Source organism: Enterococcus dispar ATCC 51266 (genome assembly GCF_000406945.1).
Classification (GTDB): Bacteria; Bacillota; Bacilli; order Lactobacillales; family Enterococcaceae; genus Enterococcus_C; species Enterococcus_C dispar.
The window spans coordinates 1,877,501-1,898,226 of record NZ_KE136354.1 but is presented as its reverse complement, the minus strand read 5'-3'; the positions used below and the strand labels follow the sequence as shown (position 1 = coordinate 1,898,226).

At 36.9% G+C, this 20,726-nt stretch carries 25 protein-coding genes; 22 read left to right on the top strand and 3 right to left on the bottom strand.

All coding sequences use genetic code 11. The annotated features are described in order from the left end of the window. Positions 1-29 precede the first annotated feature (29 nt). Together RK01_RS09075 and RK01_RS09070 are read right to left on the bottom strand one after the other, a co-directional pair. Positions 30-413, bottom strand: a complete 384-nt coding sequence (locus RK01_RS09075; RefSeq protein WP_016173003.1) for a YtxH domain-containing protein — start codon at positions 411-413, stop codon at positions 30-32. Further along, positions 414-839, bottom strand: a complete 426-nt coding sequence (locus RK01_RS09070) for an HIT family protein (protein ID WP_016173002.1) — start codon at positions 837-839, stop codon at positions 414-416. A gap of 175 nt (positions 840-1,014) precedes the next feature. On the opposite strand from RK01_RS09070, the gene RK01_RS09065 reads away from it, so the two are divergent. The 20 genes from RK01_RS09065 (at position 1,015) to RK01_RS08970 (ending at position 17,690) form a co-directional block, all read left to right on the top strand. Then, the gene (locus RK01_RS09065) at positions 1,015-1,758 is read left to right on the top strand and encodes an ABC transporter ATP-binding protein (protein ID WP_016173001.1); all 744 of its coding nucleotides are present in this window, start codon (positions 1,015-1,017) and stop codon (positions 1,756-1,758) included. After that, a complete protein-coding gene (locus RK01_RS09060; protein WP_016173000.1) occupies positions 1,751-2,962 on the top strand; it encodes an ABC transporter permease in 1,212 nt (403 codons plus the stop codon). The genes RK01_RS09065 and RK01_RS09060 overlap by 8 nt, the downstream gene beginning before the upstream one ends. 118 nt (positions 2,963-3,080) lie before the next feature. After that, the gene (locus RK01_RS09055; RefSeq protein WP_016172999.1) at positions 3,081-3,860 is read left to right on the top strand and encodes a phosphotransferase family protein; all 780 of its coding nucleotides are present in this window, start codon (positions 3,081-3,083) and stop codon (positions 3,858-3,860) included. Between the two features lie 85 nt (positions 3,861-3,945). Beyond that, positions 3,946-4,602 (top strand): tRNA (guanosine(46)-N7)-methyltransferase TrmB, encoded by a 657-nt coding sequence (gene trmB, locus RK01_RS09050; protein ID WP_016172998.1) that lies wholly within the window; start codon positions 3,946-3,948, stop codon positions 4,600-4,602. Between the two features lie 128 nt (positions 4,603-4,730). Further along, entirely contained in the window at positions 4,731-5,669 is a 939-nt protein-coding gene (gene comGA, locus RK01_RS09045) for a competence type IV pilus ATPase ComGA (RefSeq protein ID WP_016172997.1), read from the top strand. Further along, entirely contained in the window at positions 5,641-6,654 is a 1,014-nt protein-coding gene (gene comGB, locus RK01_RS09040; protein ID WP_016172996.1) for a competence type IV pilus assembly protein ComGB, read from the top strand. The genes comGA and comGB overlap by 29 nt, the downstream gene beginning before the upstream one ends. A 15-nt stretch (positions 6,655-6,669) precedes the next feature. Next, complete coding sequence (gene comGC / locus RK01_RS09035) at positions 6,670-6,987, top strand: competence type IV pilus major pilin ComGC (RefSeq protein ID WP_016172995.1); 318 nt, start codon at positions 6,670-6,672, stop codon at positions 6,985-6,987. Beyond that, positions 6,956-7,414, top strand: coding sequence for a competence type IV pilus minor pilin ComGD (gene comGD / locus RK01_RS09030; RefSeq protein WP_016172994.1), 459 nt, complete (start codon positions 6,956-6,958; stop codon positions 7,412-7,414). The genes comGC and comGD overlap by 32 nt, the downstream gene beginning before the upstream one ends. Further along, complete coding sequence (locus RK01_RS09025; RefSeq protein ID WP_016172993.1) at positions 7,395-7,706, top strand: hypothetical protein; 312 nt, start codon at positions 7,395-7,397, stop codon at positions 7,704-7,706. The genes comGD and RK01_RS09025 overlap by 20 nt, the downstream gene beginning before the upstream one ends. Continuing rightward, on the top strand, positions 7,696-8,115 hold the full coding sequence (gene comGF, locus RK01_RS09020) for a competence type IV pilus minor pilin ComGF (protein ID WP_016172992.1): 420 nt from the start codon (positions 7,696-7,698) through the stop codon (positions 8,113-8,115). Before RK01_RS09025 ends, comGF begins: the two co-directional genes overlap by 11 nt. Then, positions 8,093-8,476, top strand: coding sequence for a competence type IV pilus minor pilin ComGG (gene comGG / locus RK01_RS09015; protein ID WP_016172991.1), 384 nt, complete (start codon positions 8,093-8,095; stop codon positions 8,474-8,476). Before comGF ends, comGG begins: the two co-directional genes overlap by 23 nt. A 187-nt stretch (positions 8,477-8,663) precedes the next feature. Further along, positions 8,664-9,665 (top strand): class I SAM-dependent methyltransferase, encoded by a 1,002-nt coding sequence (locus RK01_RS09010; RefSeq protein WP_016172990.1) that lies wholly within the window; start codon positions 8,664-8,666, stop codon positions 9,663-9,665. Positions 9,666-9,685: 20 nt separating this feature from the next. Continuing rightward, on the top strand, positions 9,686-10,867 hold the full coding sequence (locus RK01_RS09005; RefSeq protein ID WP_016172989.1) for an acetate/propionate family kinase: 1,182 nt from the start codon (positions 9,686-9,688) through the stop codon (positions 10,865-10,867). An 86-nt stretch (positions 10,868-10,953) separates the two neighbouring features. After that, complete coding sequence (locus RK01_RS09000; RefSeq protein WP_016172988.1) at positions 10,954-11,172, top strand: hypothetical protein; 219 nt, start codon at positions 10,954-10,956, stop codon at positions 11,170-11,172. 87 nt (positions 11,173-11,259) lie between these two features. After that, a complete protein-coding gene (locus RK01_RS08995; RefSeq protein ID WP_016172987.1) occupies positions 11,260-11,700 on the top strand; it encodes a GNAT family N-acetyltransferase in 441 nt (146 codons plus the stop codon). Between the two features lie 308 nt (positions 11,701-12,008). After that, on the top strand, positions 12,009-12,977 hold the full coding sequence (locus RK01_RS08990; protein WP_016172986.1) for an SIS domain-containing protein: 969 nt from the start codon (positions 12,009-12,011) through the stop codon (positions 12,975-12,977). A 114-nt stretch (positions 12,978-13,091) separates the two neighbouring features. Then, positions 13,092-13,907 carry a fructoselysine 6-kinase gene (locus RK01_RS08985; protein WP_016172985.1) on the top strand — a complete coding sequence of 272 codons (816 nt, stop codon included), beginning with the start codon at positions 13,092-13,094 and terminating at the stop codon, positions 13,905-13,907. A gap of 75 nt (positions 13,908-13,982) precedes the next feature. Beyond that, positions 13,983-14,693: a GntR family transcriptional regulator gene (locus RK01_RS08980; RefSeq protein ID WP_016172984.1), complete on the top strand. Its 711-nt coding sequence runs from the start codon at positions 13,983-13,985 to the stop codon at positions 14,691-14,693. A gap of 34 nt (positions 14,694-14,727) precedes the next feature. Next, positions 14,728-16,221: an amidohydrolase family protein gene (locus RK01_RS08975; RefSeq protein WP_016172983.1), complete on the top strand. Its 1,494-nt coding sequence runs from the start codon at positions 14,728-14,730 to the stop codon at positions 16,219-16,221. 59 nt (positions 16,222-16,280) lie between these two features. Continuing rightward, complete coding sequence (locus RK01_RS08970; protein ID WP_016172982.1) at positions 16,281-17,690, top strand: YfcC family protein; 1,410 nt, start codon at positions 16,281-16,283, stop codon at positions 17,688-17,690. A 169-nt stretch (positions 17,691-17,859) separates the two neighbouring features. Here RK01_RS08970 and RK01_RS08965 read toward each other — a convergent pair whose 3' ends face one another. Next, positions 17,860-18,402: a Rossmann-fold NAD(P)-binding domain-containing protein gene (locus RK01_RS08965; protein ID WP_016172981.1), complete on the bottom strand. Its 543-nt coding sequence runs from the start codon at positions 18,400-18,402 to the stop codon at positions 17,860-17,862. 61 nt (positions 18,403-18,463) lie between these two features. Here RK01_RS08965 and RK01_RS08960 point away from each other — a divergent pair, with 61 nt between their 5' ends. After that, complete coding sequence (locus tag RK01_RS08960; RefSeq protein ID WP_262929794.1) at positions 18,464-19,729, top strand: glycosyl hydrolase family 65 domain-containing protein; 1,266 nt, start codon at positions 18,464-18,466, stop codon at positions 19,727-19,729. A gap of 184 nt (positions 19,730-19,913) precedes the next feature. After that, entirely contained in the window at positions 19,914-20,717 is an 804-nt protein-coding gene (proC, locus tag RK01_RS08955) for a pyrroline-5-carboxylate reductase (protein ID WP_016172979.1), read from the top strand. The last annotated feature ends 9 nt before the right edge of the window (positions 20,718-20,726 follow it).

Here is a 20,726-nt window from a genome sequence, read left to right as displayed (position 1 = left end):
AACAAAATTCACACAATGGTCGCTTTTCTTTATTTTTCCTTAGAGTTTGACTCGTTATTGTCACTCATAGGGGCAACAACAGCCAATTCATTCATATGATCAGTAAGTGTTTCGACTTGGTCTTTAATTTGTGTAAGGCGGGGTTCTGCTTGAAATTTGAAATCTGTAATATCTTGCTGAAGACCAGCGGTAAAAGCAGGAATAATTTCTTGTGCTGTTTGTTGGGTAGTTAGTAGTGCTTTTCTAAAGTTTTTTAAACTCGCGTTTAAATCTTGGGTGGTCTCAGTTGCCATTTCCAATTCTTTGGTTAGTTTTTCGCGGGTTTCATTGCCGCTTCTTGGGACAGTTAGTAAAGTACCTACACCGCCGGCAATCGAGCCCACAACTAATCCTTTCAGGAAACTTTTAAGCATTTACTTCACCTGCTTTGCGATAGCATCCGCGATGGCTTGCATTTCATCAGGATTGTGCATCCCTTCGTGATTGCCAAAATGAACAGAAAAATCATCTGTTTTCTCATAGCGGGGAATAAAGTGAATATGAGAATGAAATACCGATTGATAGGCCAGCTCTTTGTTGTTGTTTAAAATATTTAGCCCCTCCATTTCTGGAAATGCCGCTTCCAGTGCGCGAGCAATTTTAGGCAGGCGACCAAAAACAGCACTCGCCAATTCTTCGTCGTATTCAAAAATATCGGCCACGTGTTTTTTAGGAATAACTAGAGTATGGCCTTGGGTAACTTGTGAAAGATCTAAAAAGGCGTAGATAACATCGTCTTCGTAAACTTTATAGCTGGGAATTTCTCCTGCTGCGATTTTACAAAAAATACAATTTTCCATGAGATTCATCCTTTCTGATTAACTGCAGACACTTTTTTACTACAGTTTTTGGACAGGTTTTATTATTCTTACTTTACCACAATCAGCCAGTTTTTTTCATCGAAAGGTTGTTTTTTGGTATAATGAGACTGTTATCGATTGAAAAGTTACAGTCAGGCTAAAGGAGCTTATAAAAATGAGTTTAATAGTAAAAGATTTAACGGGAGGCTATGGTCAATTTCCTGTTTTAAAAAATTTGAATTTCACGATTGCCCCAGGCGAATTAGTTGGATTAATTGGCTTAAATGGTGCGGGTAAAAGTACCACAATTAAAGAAATTATTGGCTTATTACAACCTCAAAAAGGCAGTATTACCTTAAATGATTTAACCTTAAAAAAAGATCCGGAAAATTACCGCAAACAAATCGGCTATATTCCGGAAACGCCGTCTTTGTATGAAGAATTAACTTTGAAAGAACATATTGAAGTCACCGCAATGGCCTATGATATTTCTTCTGCTGAAGCTTTTAAACGGGCAGAACCTTTGCTGAAAACCTTTCGTTTAGAAAACAAATTGGACTGGTTCCCTGCTAAATTTTCGAAAGGGATGAAACAAAAGGTAATGGTGTTATGTGCCTTTTTAATTGAGCCGAGTCTCTATATTATTGATGAACCCTTTTTGGGATTAGATCCGCTAGCTATCAATGCTTTATTGGAATTAATGGAGCAAATGAAAAAAAATGGGGCTGCTATTTTAATGTCGACTCATATCTTGGCGACAGCTGAAAAATATTGTGATCGTTTTATCGTCTTGCATGAAGGCGAAATTATCGCTCAAGGTAGTTTAGCGACGCTGCAAGAAGCTTTTGGCTTGCAAGGAGCAGATTTGGATGAGATTTATTTGCACTTAACTAAAGCGCAGGTGATGAGAAATGCGTGATCTGTTTAAAAAACGGCTCGGAAACCATCAACGCCATATGCAAAAATATTTGCGCTATGTGTTTAATGACCACTTTGTTTTAATTTGTGTCTTTTTATTAGGTGGGGTGGGTCTTTACTATTCTGAATTTATCAAAACATTACCGAATCACTTTTGGCCGGCAGCAGCCGGAGTGCTCATTATTTTATTGGCGATTTTGCCAATTGGAAATTTTGCCACACTCATGCAAGAAGCCGATATTGTTTTCTTATTGCCCAAAGAAAGAGCGTTAAAAGACTATTTCAAAGGCGCTTTTTACTATTCTTTACTTTTACCTTTTTTTGTAGAATTGCTGGTTTTAGGTTTTTTAATGCCTCTATTAGTTGCGACTACTAATATTTTATTCCCGACTTTTTTTGTCTTATTGGCTAGTATGTGGTGTTTGAAATTTGCTCAGTTAAAACTGACTACGTTAAAAATTTACCAAGTATCGGCAAATTTTTTAAAACAGGCTGAGATTGTCTTTTTTGGTGTAGCAAGTATTTGTCTGGCGGTAGGTATTTTTTTCAATGCCTTTATTGGATTCGCTTTAGCTGTTATAACAGTACTGGTCGTACAACAAATCTTAGCCAAAAGAGAAGATAACTTGGACTGGGAAAAAATGATTTATTTGGAAAAGAGCCGGTTGCATCGTATTTATCAGTTTATTAATCTTTTTACAGATGTCCCAGAAATTACGGCTACTGTGAAACGAAGAGCCTATCTGGATGGCTTTTTACAAAGCATTAAACCAAAACAAAATAATACGTATCTTTATTTATATGCCCGACGTTTTGCGAGAGGCTCGGAATATAGCGGTCTTTTTATCCGCTTGGTTGTTATTGGCAGTTTGTTGTTGTATTTTGTTCACGATGTCTACTTTAGTTTGGGGCTGGGAATTTTATTTATTTATATGATTGGTTTTCAATTAATTCCTTTATACAACCAATTTCGCTACATGATCTTAACGCAACTTTATCCCGTTTCTAGCCAGCAAAAAGCTAAAGCATTACAGTCTTTACTACTGATTTTATTGGGAATAGCAGCTTTTGTTTTTGCCATTATCGCAAACATTGCGTTATCTACTTTGTCAGACCGTTTCTTAGTAACTGTTGCGTATTTTCTCATGGTAATTTTCTTTACGTGGTGGTATGTACCTAGCCGCTTAAAGAAGATGGCGTCATAACGCCCCTTAAAATAAAAAAAGCTCTTAAAAAAACGAGCAGGGGAACGTATATACGCTTGACGATAAAGCGCGAGACCGCTAGAATGGGGGTACTTTTGTTTTGAAGGAGGACGAGCAAATGGATATTCAGTTAGGCCAAGAATGGAATTTAAGTCCCATCAAAGGCGATACCGGAAAAGCGTATGTTGGTTCTCGGGAAAACGACAAAGTTTTTGTGAAGCGCAATACGACGCCAATGCTTGCTGCTCTTTCAAAAGAAGGAATTACCCCGCGGTTAATTTGGACAAAAAGAACCGGAAATGGGGATACTTTTTCTGCGCAAGAATGGTTGGAAGGTACAATTTTAACCGCTGAAGAGATTGGTAAAAGAAATGATGTCGTAGATGTTTTATATCAATTGCACCATTCGCAGTCGTTAAAACGAATGTTACAAAAAATTGGCGGTGAAATTTTAACGCCAAAAATGATGTTGGAACAATATGAAAGTGCACTGGCTAACCCAATTGAAGAAAATCGATTTTTGCAGTTGGTTTTGCACTATTTGAAACATAATATACCGGAATTTACTAAAGCAGATGCGGCAGTTGTTCATGGCGACGTCAATCATCGTAATTGGTTAGTTTGTCGCAATTATTTGTACTTAGTAGATTGGGATTCTATTTGTTTTAGCGATCCAGCAGTGGATATTGGGACTTTTTTAGGTCACTATCTGCCTAAATCTTCTTGGAGCCGTTGGTTAATGAGTTATGGCATGATGCCAAATGGGACCAACTTAGAAAAAATTTACTGGTATGCCTTGATGTCGCTCTTACAAGAAGTTAAAAAATATTATGTTCGTGGCGACTTTGCAACGATGAATGAAGTTATTATTCAGATTAAACGAATCTTTAGCGAGTAGGGCGATGTCTTAGGCGGAGGCTTTCGACCTTGCTCTTTTTTTGCGATTGGATTTGTTGGCGATGACAAACAGAAAGGAAATGAATATGCGGGTAAGAAAAAGAAATGGCGCCGAAGAAATGCTAGCGGCACATCCAGAAATCGTAATTGCTGAACCAACTGCTCATAAAGGAAATTGGCAGGAAGTTTTTGGCAATAAACAGCCGATTCAAATTGAAATAGGTATGGGCAAAGGCCGCTTTATCAGTGGCATGGCCAAACAAAATCCAGCCATTAATTATATTGGGATTGATATGCAAGTTAGCGTGGTTTCCCATGCGTTAGATAAGGCTTTAGAAGCTGAAGTTGACAATTTACGGTTGCTACATGTTGATGGTTCAGCATTGACCGAATACTTTGCAGAAAGCGAAGTAGATCAAATTTATTTGAATTTTTCTGATCCTTGGCCCAAAAAGCGGCACATTAAGCGTCGCTTAACTTCACCTGATTTTTTAGCAGTGGATGAAGCAATTTTAAAACCCAAAGGAGAAATTCATTTTAAAACGGATAATCAAGGTTTGTTTGAATATTCTCTTGCCAGTTTTTCGCAATACGGCATGACGTTAAAACAAGTTTGGTTAGATTTACATCATAGCGATTTTGTTAACAATGTTATGACTGAATATGAAGAGAAATTCAGTGCTAAAGGTCAACCAATTTACAGGGTAGAAGCCCAATTTGCTGATAAATCGAAAAAAGCATAATAGAATCACCCAAGTACCATCTCACAAAAGAGATGGTACTTTTTTTGGTTAAAAATTTCTCCACAAAAATTAGGAAGTTAAAATGGAAATTGGTTTTTTAGCGTATCTCATTATGAGGAGGAAAGAAAATGAACGTCACCAGTTTGTCAGAAGAATTGATTAGATATGGTATGACACATAAGATGGAAGACTTATATATTACGCCAATAAAAGACCAGTGGCAGTTGGAATTTAGGCAGGGGAATAACCGTATTCTTTTTGATACCCTAAAAAAAGATTATGCTGAAAAATTAATCGCTCGTTTTAAATACTTAGGTCAAATGGATGTCGGAGAAAAACGCAAAGTACAGTTGGGTGCAATCACTTATGAAACATCTGCTGGTAAGCAGCGCTTGCGCCTTTCAGTCGTCGGCAATTATCAAGGAAAAGAAAGTTTAGTTTTGCGCTTTTTACAACCCTTAGCACAAGTCGCCCGTTTTTATTTTCCCGAACAATTGAAACTTGTAAGCCAGATGGTTCATAGACGCCGCTTATACTTATTTAGCGGTCCGACTGGATCTGGCAAGACCACTTTAATGTACCGCTTGGCAAAACAAAATGGAGGACAAGTAATCACGATTGAAGATCCCGTCGAGATTGAAGAAGATACTTTTTTACAGTTGCAGACCAATGATGCTATCGGGCTAAACTATGATACTTTAATTCAGCTTGCTTTACGCCATCGTCCCGATTGTCTCATTATTGGTGAAATCAGGGATTCTTTAACAGCAAAGGCTGCAATCCGAGCAGCGCTAACGGGGCACAAGGTTTTTGCCACAGTTCATGCAGCTAATCTAGCTGAAACTAAGAGTCGGCTCAGAGATTTGTTACCGGTTGAAAACGAATTGGACTATTGTTTAGGGGGCATTGTATACCAACGTTTACTAACTGATAAAAGTGGGATAACAGCAGGTTTACTTGCTTACCAGTTTGAAGAAGAATTGCCATTATCCAGTTGGCAGCAAAATTTGGCACAATTAATTGAAGAAGGGCGTATTCATGAAGAAATTTTCCAACAAGAACGTTGAAAAGCAACGCTTAGTAAAAATGTTAGCCGATTTATTGTTAAGTGGCTTTACCTTGTTACAAGCCATTGAAGTTCTGCAGCGAAGCTGTGGATTTAATGGAACTAAGTTGACGACGTTTCGTCATAAATTGGCTGCCGGTACAGAATTAAGTAAAGTTTTTTCTACAATTGATTTTAATGCCGGCGAGATTGCTCAGGTCCAATTGGCAGCTGAACAAGGTTTACTGGCAGAAACATTACGTCAGATTGCCGAGCAATTACATTTAGCTGCAAAGCAAAAACGTGCCCTCCAGCAAGTTTTAAGTTATCCCTTGTTGTTACTACTTTTTGTAAGTGGAGTAATGGTCACACTCCATCAATTTTTATTACCACAGCTATTAACTTCTGGTATGGTGCCACAGAAACATTGGGGTATTTTCTTTCTTCGTTATAGTCCGTATGTTCTCCTGACATTCCTCCTAATAGTTTTAGGTCTGTCTTTTATATGCAAACAATATTTTAAAAAAATTTCTGCTTTGAAAAAAGCAGCATTTTTCAGTGGTATTCCAATCATCAATCAATTTTATCGTCTATTTATGGGAAGTTATTTTGCTTTGGAATGGGGAAAGCTATTTCGCCAAGGGTTGGAAATTAATCAAATTATTCAAGTGATGCAAAAGACAGCATCTACTTCTTTACTGTGTCAGCTGGCCTGTGAATTGGATGTTGCTTTACAACAAGGAGAGCCGTTAAGTGAAAAGTTGCAGAAATACGCTTTTTTACCACCAGAATTCAGTCTTATTGTTTTTCAAGGACAAGCTACAGGAAAAATGGGGACAGAATTAATTTTGTACAGCAAATTATGCAGTCAAAAATTAAATAGTAAAGTCGAAAGATGTATTGGTCTCATACAGCCATTGGTTTTTATCGTGATTGCAATTTTGATTATTAGTGTTTATGGTGCTTTGTTTTTACCTTTGTATGGAAATATGCAATTAAATAATTGAAAGGAGAGAAATCTGATGCTGTTTACAAAAAATAAATTCAAAAAATTATGGGAAAAAAAGCAACATTCAGCCTTTACGATTATCGAAATGCTAGTTGTTTTATTTATTATTAGTATCTTATTGCTGCTTTTTGTCCCCAATTTATCCAAACAAAAAGATGAAGCAGAAAAAGGCGGTGAAACTGCAGTCGTTAAGACTGTCGAAACACAAATTGAACTCTTTAAGTTAAACAATCCAAGTGGTGTGGCCAGTGAAGAAAGTATGGTGCCAGAATACGTTACAACGGAACAGTGGGCAATCTATGAAAAATATAATAAAACCCCATCTCAGTAGCGCGACAAATCCTGCATTCACTATTGCTGAATCTTTAGTAACATTGGTGGTTATCACGATTTTCCTCTTAATTCCTACGTTGACTTTGCAACCATTCATAGCACAAATGAAAGTCGAATTATTTTTAGCTCAATTTGAACAAAATTTTTTATTGTTGCAACAAACGGCCATTACACAGCAAACCACGACAACATTGAAGCTCAACCGTCCAGAGCATGTGTTGCAATTTGAAATTTCAGAACAAAAAAATTACCCTGATTTACCTATTCCCATAGCGGTAAGTTGTACGATGCCGCAAACTATTGTCATAAATAAAAGTAGTGGCAATTATTCGGGGATGGAATCTGTCACTTTTAAATGGGAAAAGAAAAAAATTACGTATCAATTTCAATTAGGGAGTGGTCGCTTTGTCAAAACAATTACCTAATGGCTTTATTTTGCTGGAGGCATTGATTTCGTTAAGTATTTTAACAGGCTGTGCCTTAATTTTAATTCAGCAACAACAACAACTGTTAAGACAAAGCGAGCAAGCCAAAGAACGTTTGGCGCAAAGTCGGATTATGTATGAAGAAGCGCGGGTTATATTGCGGCATGATGGTGCCACTTCTCATACTGTCAATTATGAGAATCAGAATTATGATATTCGATATGATCCGCAAAATTATCATTTATGGTGTAAAAAAGGAAATGAGGTTTTGGAGGTTCAGCTTGAAAATTAGAGCATTTACACTTTTAGAATGTTTAGTGGCACTGATTATTTTTAACTTATGTTTGCTCCTGATTAGCGGGCTTTTTTTGCGAACTATTCGTTTAAAAGAACTTGTCACTAAAAGAGAAGAGCAGGAATTTGCGACTTTTATGCTCCAGTTAGAAAATGAATTACAAGATACCACGTTACTTTCTTGTACCGCTGCAGTCTTAAAGTGTAAAAATAGCGTTGGACAAACCATTTCCATTGAAAAAGGAGATAACATGATTCGTAAAAGAGTCGATGGAAAAGGCCATCAGCCTCTTTTGATGGATGTCTATCATCTGCGTTTTTCCAAAGAGGCACCAACGAAAACAGTTACCTTACAAGTCTTTTTTCAATCAGGAGATGTTTGCTATGGGAAATGGGTGGAAAACTAAACCGAAAGCCGGTATTTTGCTTTCAACACTGCTGTTAGTTGCCCTGATTAGTCTACTTAGTTACAGTACGCTAACACGCCACTTTATTACTGCAACAGCTGCGCTAAAAACGGAACGTTTGTATCGTGCAAAAACCATGAGAGAGTTATTTTTAGTTTACTATTTCACATTACCAGATGCGGCAAAAGAAAAAGGACAGGTAGATTTTTCACAAGGAAATTGTAAATTTGAAAAGGTAAGTGAACAACTGATATTAACAATTGAACTCGAGAAACAAAATTTTCATTTCACCGTTAGTAAAACAGAACTAACCAAGCTATCTCAACGTTTTAAAGATAACAAAAAATCTGTTTCTTATTAAGAATATAACAGTTGCTGAGAAAACCTTACCATTTGTGTTTCTCAGCTTTTTGGTATCCTTCTCAAAAAAGCTATATGTTCGTTGTTTCACAAACAAAAATGTTAATTTTTGATTGATAATTTTGAGGGAATCGGCTATCATTAAACAGGTACAAAAGGTGTTATAATCTCCAGAAAGAAGGTGTCATATGTTTCCTGATCAATTCGAAAAAGCTTTCTCATTGAATCTTGAAGCCGTCCAACTATTACAAACTGGGTTGGGGTCCTCATTTCTGGATGCATACATCGAGAATGTGGAAAATCAATTGGATGGGTTCACAGTGCGGGTATTAGAAGGTGTACCCAATGCAGAGACGGTGGCAAAAATCGATGCATTGTATACAGAGCTAAGGGAGATTCCTTTAGCTGGAGAAGATTTACGTAAATTATCCCAACTGCTTTTACTAAAAGGCAGTAAGACCGAACAACTACAAGCCAATCATCAGTTAACGCCAGATGGTTTAGGATTTTTATTTGTTTACTTACTAGAACAGTTTTATCCCGATAAAAAACACGCACTCACCATGTTTGATCCTGCAGTGGGAATGGGCAATTTATTATTGACAGCGCTATTAAATCTGCAATCCGCAGGTTATAAAGTCAAAGGTGTCGGTGTTGATATTGATGACACATTACTGGCAGTTGCCGCAGCTAATGTAGAGTGGACTAAAGGTGATATGCAACTTTTCCATCAAGATAGTTTACAAGATTTATTATTAGATCCCACTGATGTAGCAATTGCTGATTTACCAATTGGCTATTATCCTAATGATCAAAAAGCGCAAGATTTTATTACCGGCGCAAAAGAAGGTCATTCTTACGCCCATCATTTATTGATGGAACAAGCAATGAATTACGTAAAAGAAGCAGGTTATGGTTTGTTTTTAGTTCCAAGTAATTTATTGGAATCCGAACAATCAGTCTATTTTAAAAAGTGGATGGCAGAAAAAGTCTTTTTACAAGGACTAATTCAATTGCCTGATCGACTTTTTCAATCCGAACAATCTCGTAAAAGTATTTTGATTGTCCAAAATCATGGCGAATCTGCTATTCAAAAAGAGGTCTTTTTAGCGAAACTTGCTTCACTAACCGATGAAAAAGTTATCGCTAAATTCTTTAAACAATTTGAAGACTGGAAATCAGCCAATTAATTATTTAAAAGGAGAGTAACATGTCTAAAACAATCGCAATCAATGCAGGAAGCTCAAGTTTAAAATGGCAATTGTATCAAATGCCAGCAGAAAATGTCGTCGCTAAAGGAATCGTAGAAAGAATCGGTCTGAAAGATTCCATTTTCACGATTAAATATGGCGAAGGTCAAAAATATAATGAAGTTGTGGATATTGACGATCATGAAGTCGCAGTAAAAATGTTATTAGACAAATTAATCGATTTAGAAATCTTAGCAAATTATGATGAAATCACAGGCGTTGGGCATCGTGTCGTACATGGTGGTGAAACATATAAAGATTCCGTGGTAATTGATGACGAGGTAATGACCAATATTGAAGCTTTAGCTGAATTTGCACCATTGCATAATCCTGCGAATTTAATGGGAATTAAAGCATTCAAAAAAATCTTGCCTGATATTATCAGTGTTGCAGTTTTTGATACTTCATTCCACGCAACAATGCCTAAACATAACTATTTATACAGCTTACCAATGGAATACTACACTGACTTGAAAGTGCGCAAATATGGTTTCCATGGCACAAGTCATCGCTATGTTTCCAAACGTGCCGCTGAAATGTTAGGCAAACCAATTGAAGAATTAAAAATCATTACTTGCCATTTAGGCAATGGTGCTTCTATCACAGCCGTTGATGGCGGGAAATCTGTGGATACTTCAATGGGCTTCACACCACTTGCTGGGGTGACAATGGGAACACGTTCTGGTGATATCGATCCGGCTGTTTTGCCATACTTAATGGATAAATTAAACATTAACATTGAAACTATGGTTGATATCTTAAATAAAAAATCTGGTTTGCTTGGTTTAACCGGCCTTTCAAGCGACATGCGCGACCTTGAAGCAAACTATGACAAAGAAGAAGTAAAAGTTGCGTATGATGTATTCACTGACCGTATCCGTAAATACATTGGTGGTTACGTAACCACTATGAATGGCGTCGACGCAATTGTCTTTACTGCTGGTATTGGCGAAAACGATGCTCACGTTCGCAATGAAGTCATCAAAGGCATGACTTGGTTTGGTTGCGAAATTGATTCAGAGAAAAATAAAGTACGTGGTGAAGAATTAGAAATCTCAACACCAGAATCAAAAGTCAAAGTGTTGTTAATTCCAACTGATGAAGAATTAATGATCGCCCGCGACGTTGAACGTTTACGTTAATTTAAAGAATAGATTGTCATTTTTAAACATCCTATGCTTATAATAGCGTAGGATGTTTTTTCATTATTTTTACGATTGGAGTGTATATGCGAACAATAATAGAACAATTTGCTCTTGATATCGGCTGTTTTCCCACGGACTTAACTACGGATACTTTTTGTTATGGACAGCCTACCAAAGCTATGTTTTCCTATCATCGATTTGCCGGTGTTGCGATTGTGTATCAGGGAAAGCTCTATATACGGGCAGATAATGTATCCTTAGTGTCACAATTAAAAAAACAGTATCAAGGCAAAAATAATTAATGGTTTTTCGAACTACAAAATATTCAAGATTTTCAAGCAATTTTAATAAAAAATGGCTATCGTCTAAAAGAATGGGGAACTTTTTTGTTGCCGCAAAAGATAATTGATAGTGAAGACGAGGCTTTTCAATTTTTTTATGGAGACGGTATCGATCAATTTAGAAATCAAAAAGATTTTGACCAATGTTTTACATATAGCAAGGAAGACCCGGATATGCTAGGTGTAGCCTATCAAATAAATAATAAAATTATTGGCATGGCAGGGTGTAATGAAAACGGTAAGTACTGTTGTGAAATTGGAATAAATATTTTGTCCAATTGTCGTAAGCAAGGTTTGGCTACAAAATTAATTCAGAAACTTACCGCTGAAATTATGAAGGCAGATATGGACAGAATCCCTGTCGCTAGAACAGAATTTTCCCATACCGAATCTTTAAATGCTTTTATAAACGCAGGATACAAATTAGGCTGGACAGCCATTAGTTTTGAAAAAGAGACGGAAATAAGTCACTTGCGCAATAGAAAATAGTTACTTATTTTCGCCTCTTTAGTTGTTTCAGTACAAATTTGACTTATTATCATTCACTATTTATCAGCTAAATGCCCAATTAGATATTCATGAGTGATGAAATAAAGTGTAGGCAAACATATTTTTTATGTTTGCTTTTTTTAGTCAAAAATTCTAATAAGTTATTGACCTTTACATAGAAATCGATTACACTTATTTTGTAAAACGTCATATAACGTTATGTAAAATAAAGTTAAACTGATTTTATTCAAAACTGGGATACACCTGTACGTAATTTAAAAAGTCTGCAAAATTTAGGAGGAAAAAAAATGAATGTAACAAAAACAGTTGAGAAAATTTTAGCTAAAAACGAAGGACGGCTTTCCGGCATTTACTTTGTTGCTTGTGGTGGTTCTTTAGTGGATATGTATGTGGCAGAATATTTTATGAAAGCTGAATCAAGCAAATGTTTTACCGGTTGGTATACTGCAAATGAGTTTTGTCATGTGCCGCCAAAAGCTTTAGATAACCAGGCAGTGGTAATTTTATGTTCCCATGGTGGCAATACCAAAGAAACAGTTGAAGCCGGACGAGTTGCCCAAAGTTGCGGTGCGCAAACAGTGGGATTAACCCATAACAAAGAAGCAGACTTATTTGAAGTTTCAAATTATAGCTTTTTATATGACTGGGGCGCAGATGCTGAAGTGAAAAACAACCCAATGGCTATTATTTTAGATTTAACCGTTTCATTAATTGCTAAAACAGAAGGTTATACCCATTATGACAAGTTTAAAGAAGGTATGGGAATTATTGATACAGTCGTAAAAAATGCGATTAACCAAGTACAAGAGCGGGTAAAAGTTTTTGCTGATAAATATCAAAATGACACGATGTTCTACATCATGGGAAGTGGTCCTAGCTATGGCCATGCCTATGGCTTTTCTATTTGTTCATTAATGGAGATGCAGTGGCTGGATTCTACATCCGTCCATTCTGGTGAATATTTCCATGGGCCTTTTGAAGTGACTGATCAAGATCGTAATTACATTATGTTAATGAGTGAAGGACGCACCCGCCCGTTAGACGAGCGGGCCAAAACATTCTTACAAGAATATGCTAAAAATGTCGAATACGTTGATGCTAAAGAATTAGGTTTGGATTTAATTCCGGCCGAAGTGAATGAATTTTTCAATCCAATTTTATTTTACAGTGTTTTAGCTGAATACCGTTTGGCTTTGTCTAAAGTACGCAATCATGATTTGGATGTGCGTCGTTATATGGGAAAAGTTGCTTATTAAAATCATTATGAGTGAGGCAGTTAGAAGATAGTGCTAACTGTCTTCTCCTTAATCAATAAAATGCAGTTGTTATTTCATTTTTTTAAATCGAACAAAAGGAAAGGGGTCAGTTTCATGAAAGTTCTTGGATTAGGCGATAATGTAGTGGATAAGTATGTCAATTACAGACTGATGTATCCAGGAGGAAATGCACTGAATTTTGCCGTTTTTGCGAAAAAATTAGGCGTAAACAGTAGTTTTATGGGTGTCTTTGGCACGGATAAAGAAGGTCAGTATGTTAAAAAAGTTGTAGAAGAAATTGGCTTAGATAATAGTCATTCTCGGATAGTTGCAGGTGAAAATGGCTGTGCTCGCGTAGAAATTAAAGACGGGGATCGCATTTTTTTAGGTAGTAATGAAGGAGGCGTGACCCAAACAAATCCTATTACATTAAGTACAGAAGATAAAGACTATCTTCAAACCTTTGATCTGATTCACATGGGACTTTATAGTCATGTCAATCACCTATTACCCGTATTAAAAGAATTGCCTGGCAAAATTTCTTATGATTTTTCTGATGATTTTACGGAAGCAGAAATTCAAAATGCGATTGCGGCGGTAAACTTTGGCTTTTTTTCCATGAGTGATGAAAATGATGAAGATACAAAACAATTTTTACATGAACATTTTACTGGCAACAATGAAGTTTTAATTGTAACAAGAGGTGCCAATTCTGCTATCGCTTATGATGGACAACGTTTTTATGAAGTTGTGCCGGTTTTAAAAGAACCTGTCGATACAATGGCTGCTGGTGATTCTTTTTTAACGGCCTTTTTAATTAATTATTTAAGCGGGGATGATATTTCTACCGCAATGAAAAAAGGAAATGCTTTTGCAGGAGATTCTTGCATGGTAGAAGGCTCTTTTGGTTATGGAGTTAGCTACGAGTAACTTGTGTTCAGCTTGGGCATTTGGTACTCTACTTTAGGAGAGATCTTTTGATCAAAAACTAAGTGAGGGACTAATATGCTTGATGCAAATGCACAATTGCCATTATATAAACAATTAAAAGAAGTGATTAAAACAAAAATAAATACCGGTGAATATACCGAAAATAAACGCATTCCGACTGAGCCGGAATTTATTAAAAATTACGGTGTGAGTCGCATTACGGTTCGTAAAGCGATTGAAGAATTAGTTGCAGAAGGCTACTTGGTAAAAAAACAAGGCAAAGGTACTTTTATCAGCGGGCACAAAGTCTTGCGGAAAATTGAGTATGTTTCAGGGTTTAGTGATAGCGGTAAAAGTAGTCAGTTAAAGACTGCGAGCATTTTATTAAAAAAAGAAATTTTAACGGCAGATAAAGAATTAGCCGAAAAGCTGGAAATTTCAGTGGGAGAAAAAGTTCTCTATACCCAACGCAAACGTTTGGGCAATGGGACGCCTCTACTATTAGAAAATAACTACTTTGATTATGCTCGTTTTTCTTTTTTACAAAAGGAAGATTTAACCGGTTCTTTGTATGAAATATTACGACAACATGATATTTTGCCCATTAACCCTGGAGAGACGACTTTAGAAATTGTAACAGCAGATGATTTTATGGCCCAAACAATGGCTGTTGCGATTGGGACACCGTTTTTTTACATGCAGACAGTAGTGAAGGACCAAAATATGCGCCCAATTCATTTTGGCAAACAATTTTATTTGGGAGATGCGTATACTTTTAGTATTTGATTCGCCACAAAGCTATTTGCTAAAAGGAGGAATCATGGAAACAATTATTCGGACAAATTATCTGTTTGATGGCATTCATCCGGTGCAAAAAGGTCATATTGTGATAAAAGATGACAAGATTATTGCCAAAGAATTTAACTGGGAATATGGAGCAGTTTCGGATCAGCGCAAATTACTTTGCTATGATGAGGATTTTGTTATGCCAGGTTTAATGGACAATCACGTCTTTTTTAGCGGTTATTTGCGCATGCAGGCGGGAATTGATTTAAGTTTTTGTCACACCAAAGCAGATGCCTTAACGAAAATCAAAGCTGTAGCAGTCAAAAAACATGGGGGACCTATCTATTTTCATGGATTTGATTGTGAAAGGTGGTCAGAAAAACCGACCAGCCAAGACTTAGATGACTTAAATTACTCGGGTGCAATCAGTGGTATTGATCAAAATCGCTCATATTGTTGGTTAAACAGCCAGGCTAAATTACGTTATGATTTGGATGAGACAGGTACCAGCGCAGAGGCCGCTGTAAAATTAATTAATGAATTATTAGCAGATAAAGAAGAGTTGACAACTGTTTATCAGGAGTATGAAAGGAAACTGATTTCTTGTGGTGTGGTAGCATCAAAAGAGATTGTTTTTGATAACGCCGATTATTTTACCTGGCGACCAGAAGGGAAAATTCAGACGCATTTTTATATTCAAGCCGTAGCTGAACCGTTGGATATCCCGCGTCTGACAAATTACCAACAAGCTACTTTTCCTAAAAATGTAACATTTGGTGGTGCCAAAATTATGGTGGATGGTGTTGTGGCAGATGAAACGGGAGAGACTTATGGTGCTTATAATTCTGGATCAGGCCAGCCACAAATTGATTATGATAAAATTACTCATTTGGTCAAAGCATGCAATACCCAAAATATTCCCTGTTGTTTAACAACAGAAGGGGACAAAGCGGCAGCAAAAGCTGCTGAAATTTTAGCTCAAAATAGTAAGCGTTTACCTAGCGGTGTTTATAATTCAATTAGCGATTTAGAGATGATCACTAAAGAAACTGCGCAACATATGGCCAAAGGGAAAATTGTCGCCGAAATTTATCCCCAAGTATTAGGTTTAAATGAAAGCTATGAAAAAAGTTATATGGAAAAAGTTTTGCCTTCCAAGTACGCAGCCCGCTTTTTTAATTATCACGCATTGGAGAGTGCAGGGGTGAAGATTACCAGTGGAACGGACTTGCCACTTTTTATGACGAACCTGCCCGAAGCAATTATACGTAGTGTTTGGCGGAAATTTCCAAAAGGGGAAAAACTCTGGCAAACAGAAGGTAGATGTGATTGTCTGACATTACTCCAAAGTTTTACGAAAAATGCTTTTAGAGCCAATGGAATAAATGATTGTGGCACGCTTATGAAGGGGAAGAAAGCCCATTTGGCGATTTTCAATGAAGATTTAACGACACAAGATATTACGCGACTAGAGCAGGCAAAAGTGATTGCTACGTATATTAATGGCCAGCTAGTCTATCAAGTATAAGTTTCAAGTTTTGTATAACGTTATAAAACGTATATAAGTGCATCAAAGGAGGAAAAGAAATGGAAGTAACAAAAAAAGCAAAAAAGAAATTTACCTTTCCCCACAGTTATACATTAATTTTTGGTTTAATTATTGCAGCGGCGATTTTAACTTGGATTATTCCTAGTGGTCAGTTTGAAACAGTAGTCGAAACAATTAATGGTACTGAAAAAACGACAGTTATTCCCGGTACCTATCATCAAATTGCTAAATCAGGTTATGGCCAAGGATTTGGCGCTATTTTAGAGGCACCAGCTGCCGGTATTATTTCTGCGGTGGAAGTGGTTGCTTTTGTATTGGTAGTAGGCGGGGCCTTTGGTGTAATTTTAAAAACGGGGGCAGTAGATCGTGCTCTCTTTTCTTTAGCCACGTCTCTTGGTGATAAAGGAATTTTAGTGATTCCATTGTCTATGATTTTGTTTAGTTTAGGTGGTTCTACCTTTGGGATGAGCGAAGAGGCGATTCCGCTATTTGCAGTATTTATTTCATTGATGTTTTCTTTGGGTTATGACTCGATGACTGCGATTCTAATTTTGTTTTTAGGAACGCAAGTAGGCTATGTTGGTTCCACCATTAATCCTTTCAATGTGTTAATTGCTCAAGGAGTAGCCGGTGTTCATGGTAATCCATTATTATGGTATCGGGTTATTTGTTGGTTAATTTTAACGGCGATTGCAATTATTTTTACTATGAATTACGCCCGTAAAGTAAAAGCGAATCCGAAAAGGTCTGTGGTTTATGCGAGTGATCAATTAGTTAAAAGCAAATTTCAAAATTTTGAACAAGACAAACCTTTTTCTGGCGGTGACAAGTTGATTGTGGCTGGTTTTATCGGTGGTTTAGGGGTAATGATTTGGGGCATTATTGCACAAGGCTGGTATATGGTAGAAATTTCGGCACTATTTGTAGCACTCGCGTTATTTGCCGGAATTGTAGCAAAATTTGGGCAAAAAGGAATTGCGGAAGCCTTTGTGGAGGGTTGTGCAGATTTTGCGTACGCTGCTGTAATTATTGGCTTGGCGCGAGGTGTTTTAGTGATTTTAGAAAATGGCATGATTATTGATACGATTTTGAATAGTCTGGCTACTCTTTTAGGTGGGTTACCAAAGGCTATGTTTTCGACCATATTATTAGCTGCCCAAGTTTTAGTAACATTTTTTGTGCCATCTTCTTCAGGCGCTGCTGCATTAACGATGCCTGTTATGGCACCTTTAGGAGATTTACTTGGCATAAATCGAGATGTCATTGTTTTAAGTAACCAATTTGGGAATGGTTTGATGAATATTATTTCGCCAACAGGTGGCGTTTTATTAGCTGGTCTGGCTATTGCCGAAATTAATTTTTCGAAATGGTTTAAAGTTGGTTTGAAAGCTTTTGGTATACTAGCAGTCACTGCGGCGATTTTACTTTATATTGCTACATTATTTTAAGTGAAATGCAGACAACTCTGTAAATTTTAGAATTATAATGAATCAGATTGCTGTAACTTTAACTTTTAGAAAATGAAAAAGCCTGCGCAAAGGATTAGTTTTGTGTAGGCTTTTTAGTAAGTATAAGATTATTATTTAAGAGTCAATTTAAAAACGATAATTTATAAAATTATGGTTTTTCACTAACAATAGTCTTTGCCTTTGGTGCTGATGGAGCATTTAAAGCTGCGATATAACGACTAATAAAATCTTTGAGTTTTACGTCATCATAGACAGGGTGATGTCGCTCTAAGTCAGCGCCAATTTTTTCGGGTTGTCGTTCATAAGCATTCATTTGGATAAAACTATCAATGATAGCAGTAGGTATCTGATTTTTAAGTAAAGCTTGACGATAGTCTTCATCTGAGATGGTAATGACTTTGATTGGTGCTTGTTTTTTATCTAACTGCTGACTAAGTTCCAAAGCAAAATCATTCAATGTGAAGGTGTCGCTAATAGCGTAATGAACAGTATGACCACCAGGTGTGCTTTCCAAAAGAGGAACAATAATTTTGGCAATATCTTCTGGCGCAACATAACGCCCTAAAATAGACCCCGCCACATTGGAATAAATTTTATTTTCTTTTTTGATTGTTTCCAGATGTGCGTATAAATTATCGTAAAAGCCAACTGGGCGTACAAACGCGATATCGATGTTTGGAATAGCGCGCAAAATATTTTCAATAAGATGATAAGCATATAAAGAACCTGCCTCGGGACCAGCATCTGCCTCTATACCAGCTCGAGGATTGTCTGGACAAACTTATAAAGGTGCAATTTTTTGGGACACAGAGATGTTTATGCTACCATTTTTCATGCATGTCTTACCTGAAGTTGCCAAAAATATTTTATCTTATCGGATTCATACACTTCCTGGAGCGCAAGCAAAAGCCAAGGAATATGGGTTTAAGGGAGCCTTTTATGCTTGGGAAAGCCAAGAACTGGGGCAAGATGCTACATCGGATTACAATGTGACTGATATTTTCACCAAGCGTCCCATGCGGACTTATTTTCGCGACAAACAAATTCATATCTCTGGTGATATTGCATATGCCTTTTGGCAATACTATGAATATACAAAAGATTTAAGTTTACTTTTAGCTGGCGGAGCACAAGTTATTTTTGAATGTGCTAAATTTTATTATTCTTATGCATACTACAAAGTCGAAAAAAGTCGGTTTGAATTGATTGATGTAATTGGACCAGACGAATATCACGAGCGGGTCTACAACAATGCCTATACCAATAAAATCGCTCTTAAAACAATGGAAATTGCCCTTGATCTGTGGGAAATTTTAGCAAAAAATGCACCAGAACAATTGAAAGAAATTTTGACTGAATCAGAATTAACAATGACAGAAAAAGAGCAATTTCAACAATTTTATGATGAGCTGTATATGCCAAGTCCAAATGAGGACGGTATAATTGAACAATTTGATGGTTATTTTTCTTTAGAAGATGTATCTGTGACAACTGTAAAAGAGCGCTTATTAAATGAGAAAGAGTACTGGGGTGGCGCTTATGGCGTTGCTGCAGACACACAAGTTATTAAGCAAGCTGACGTTATCTTTATGCTCCATTTATTTGGAGAAGAATATACGAAAAGTGAAATTCAAAAAAATTGGCAGTATTATGAACCAAGAACTGAACATGGTTCATCATTGAGTGCTTGTATTTATGCTTTAGTAGCTTGTCAGTTTGATAATCAAGATTGGGCATATCCTTATTTTATGAAAACAGCAACTGTTGATTTAACGGGAAATACAAAACAATATGCAGGAGCTATTTATATTGGTGGTACTCATCCTGCTGCCAATGGCGGTGCGTGGATGTCAGCTATCAAAGGCTTTGGTGGCTTATCTGTTGAAAAAGGACAATTGGTAGTTAACCCTAGGCTACCGAAAAATTGGCAAAGATTAGCTTTTAATATTAACTTTCAGGATACCACATATCACATTGAAATTAAGGCTGATGAAAAACCTAGTATTACAAAAAAATAATAATTTGAAAAGACATCTTTTGAACTGTACGGACTCAAAACCAGATATAAATTTTTGAGGTAATCGTTAGCTCATATTCAGATGTCTTTTTGTTTAGCTCTATTTTGCTCGTGTAAAATTTCATCTGATGGTAGCTTTTTTAGGAAAAATATAGCAAACTTAAAAGAAAGAGAGGATGAAGTCAATGGCAACGATAGGATTTTATGGCGCGGGAAATATGGGGCAGGCAATGCTTGCTGGGTTATTACAAGCTGAAATTTATCCACCAGATGCGATATTTGTTTATGATGCTTATAAGCCGTCTCTGGAAAAAATCAGTGGAAATTTTGGTGTTAAAACACTTACAGATAGTGATGAACTCATTCAAAAAAGTGATATTATCATTTTTGCTGTTAAACCTAATATTTTACTGGAAGTATTACCACAAGTCGCAAAAGTCATAAAAAAAGAACAACTCGTGGTTTCCATAGCTGCCGGAATCACCATTGATGCGCTGGTTGATTGTTTGGGAGAAACTCAGAAAATTTTGCGAGTTATGCCTAATACTCCGGCATTAGTTGGAGAAGCAATGTCAGCGGTTGCGGCTAATGCAGTTGTTACTTCAGAAGAAATTGCGCAGGTTTTGGCTATTTTCCGTAGTTTTGGTAAAGCCGAGGTTGTTCCTGAGAAGATGATGGATTGTGTAACTGGATTAAGTGGTTCAGGTCCTGCGTTTGTTTATTTGTTTATTGAAGCATTGACAGATGGCGCCGTTTTTGAAGGCATGTCACGAGAGATGGCTTATGAATTTGCAGCACAAACAGTGTTAGGTGCTGCTAAAATGGTGATTGAAACAAACGAACATCCTGGGGTTTTAAAAGATCGGGTAACTTCCCCTGGCGGCACGACCATCGCAGGTGTAAAAGTTTTGGAAACTGAGGGTCTTCGAGCAGCCGCAATGGCAGCAGTAAGTGCTGCTACCCAAAAAAGCCGACAGCTTGGAAATTAGTGGAGGTCT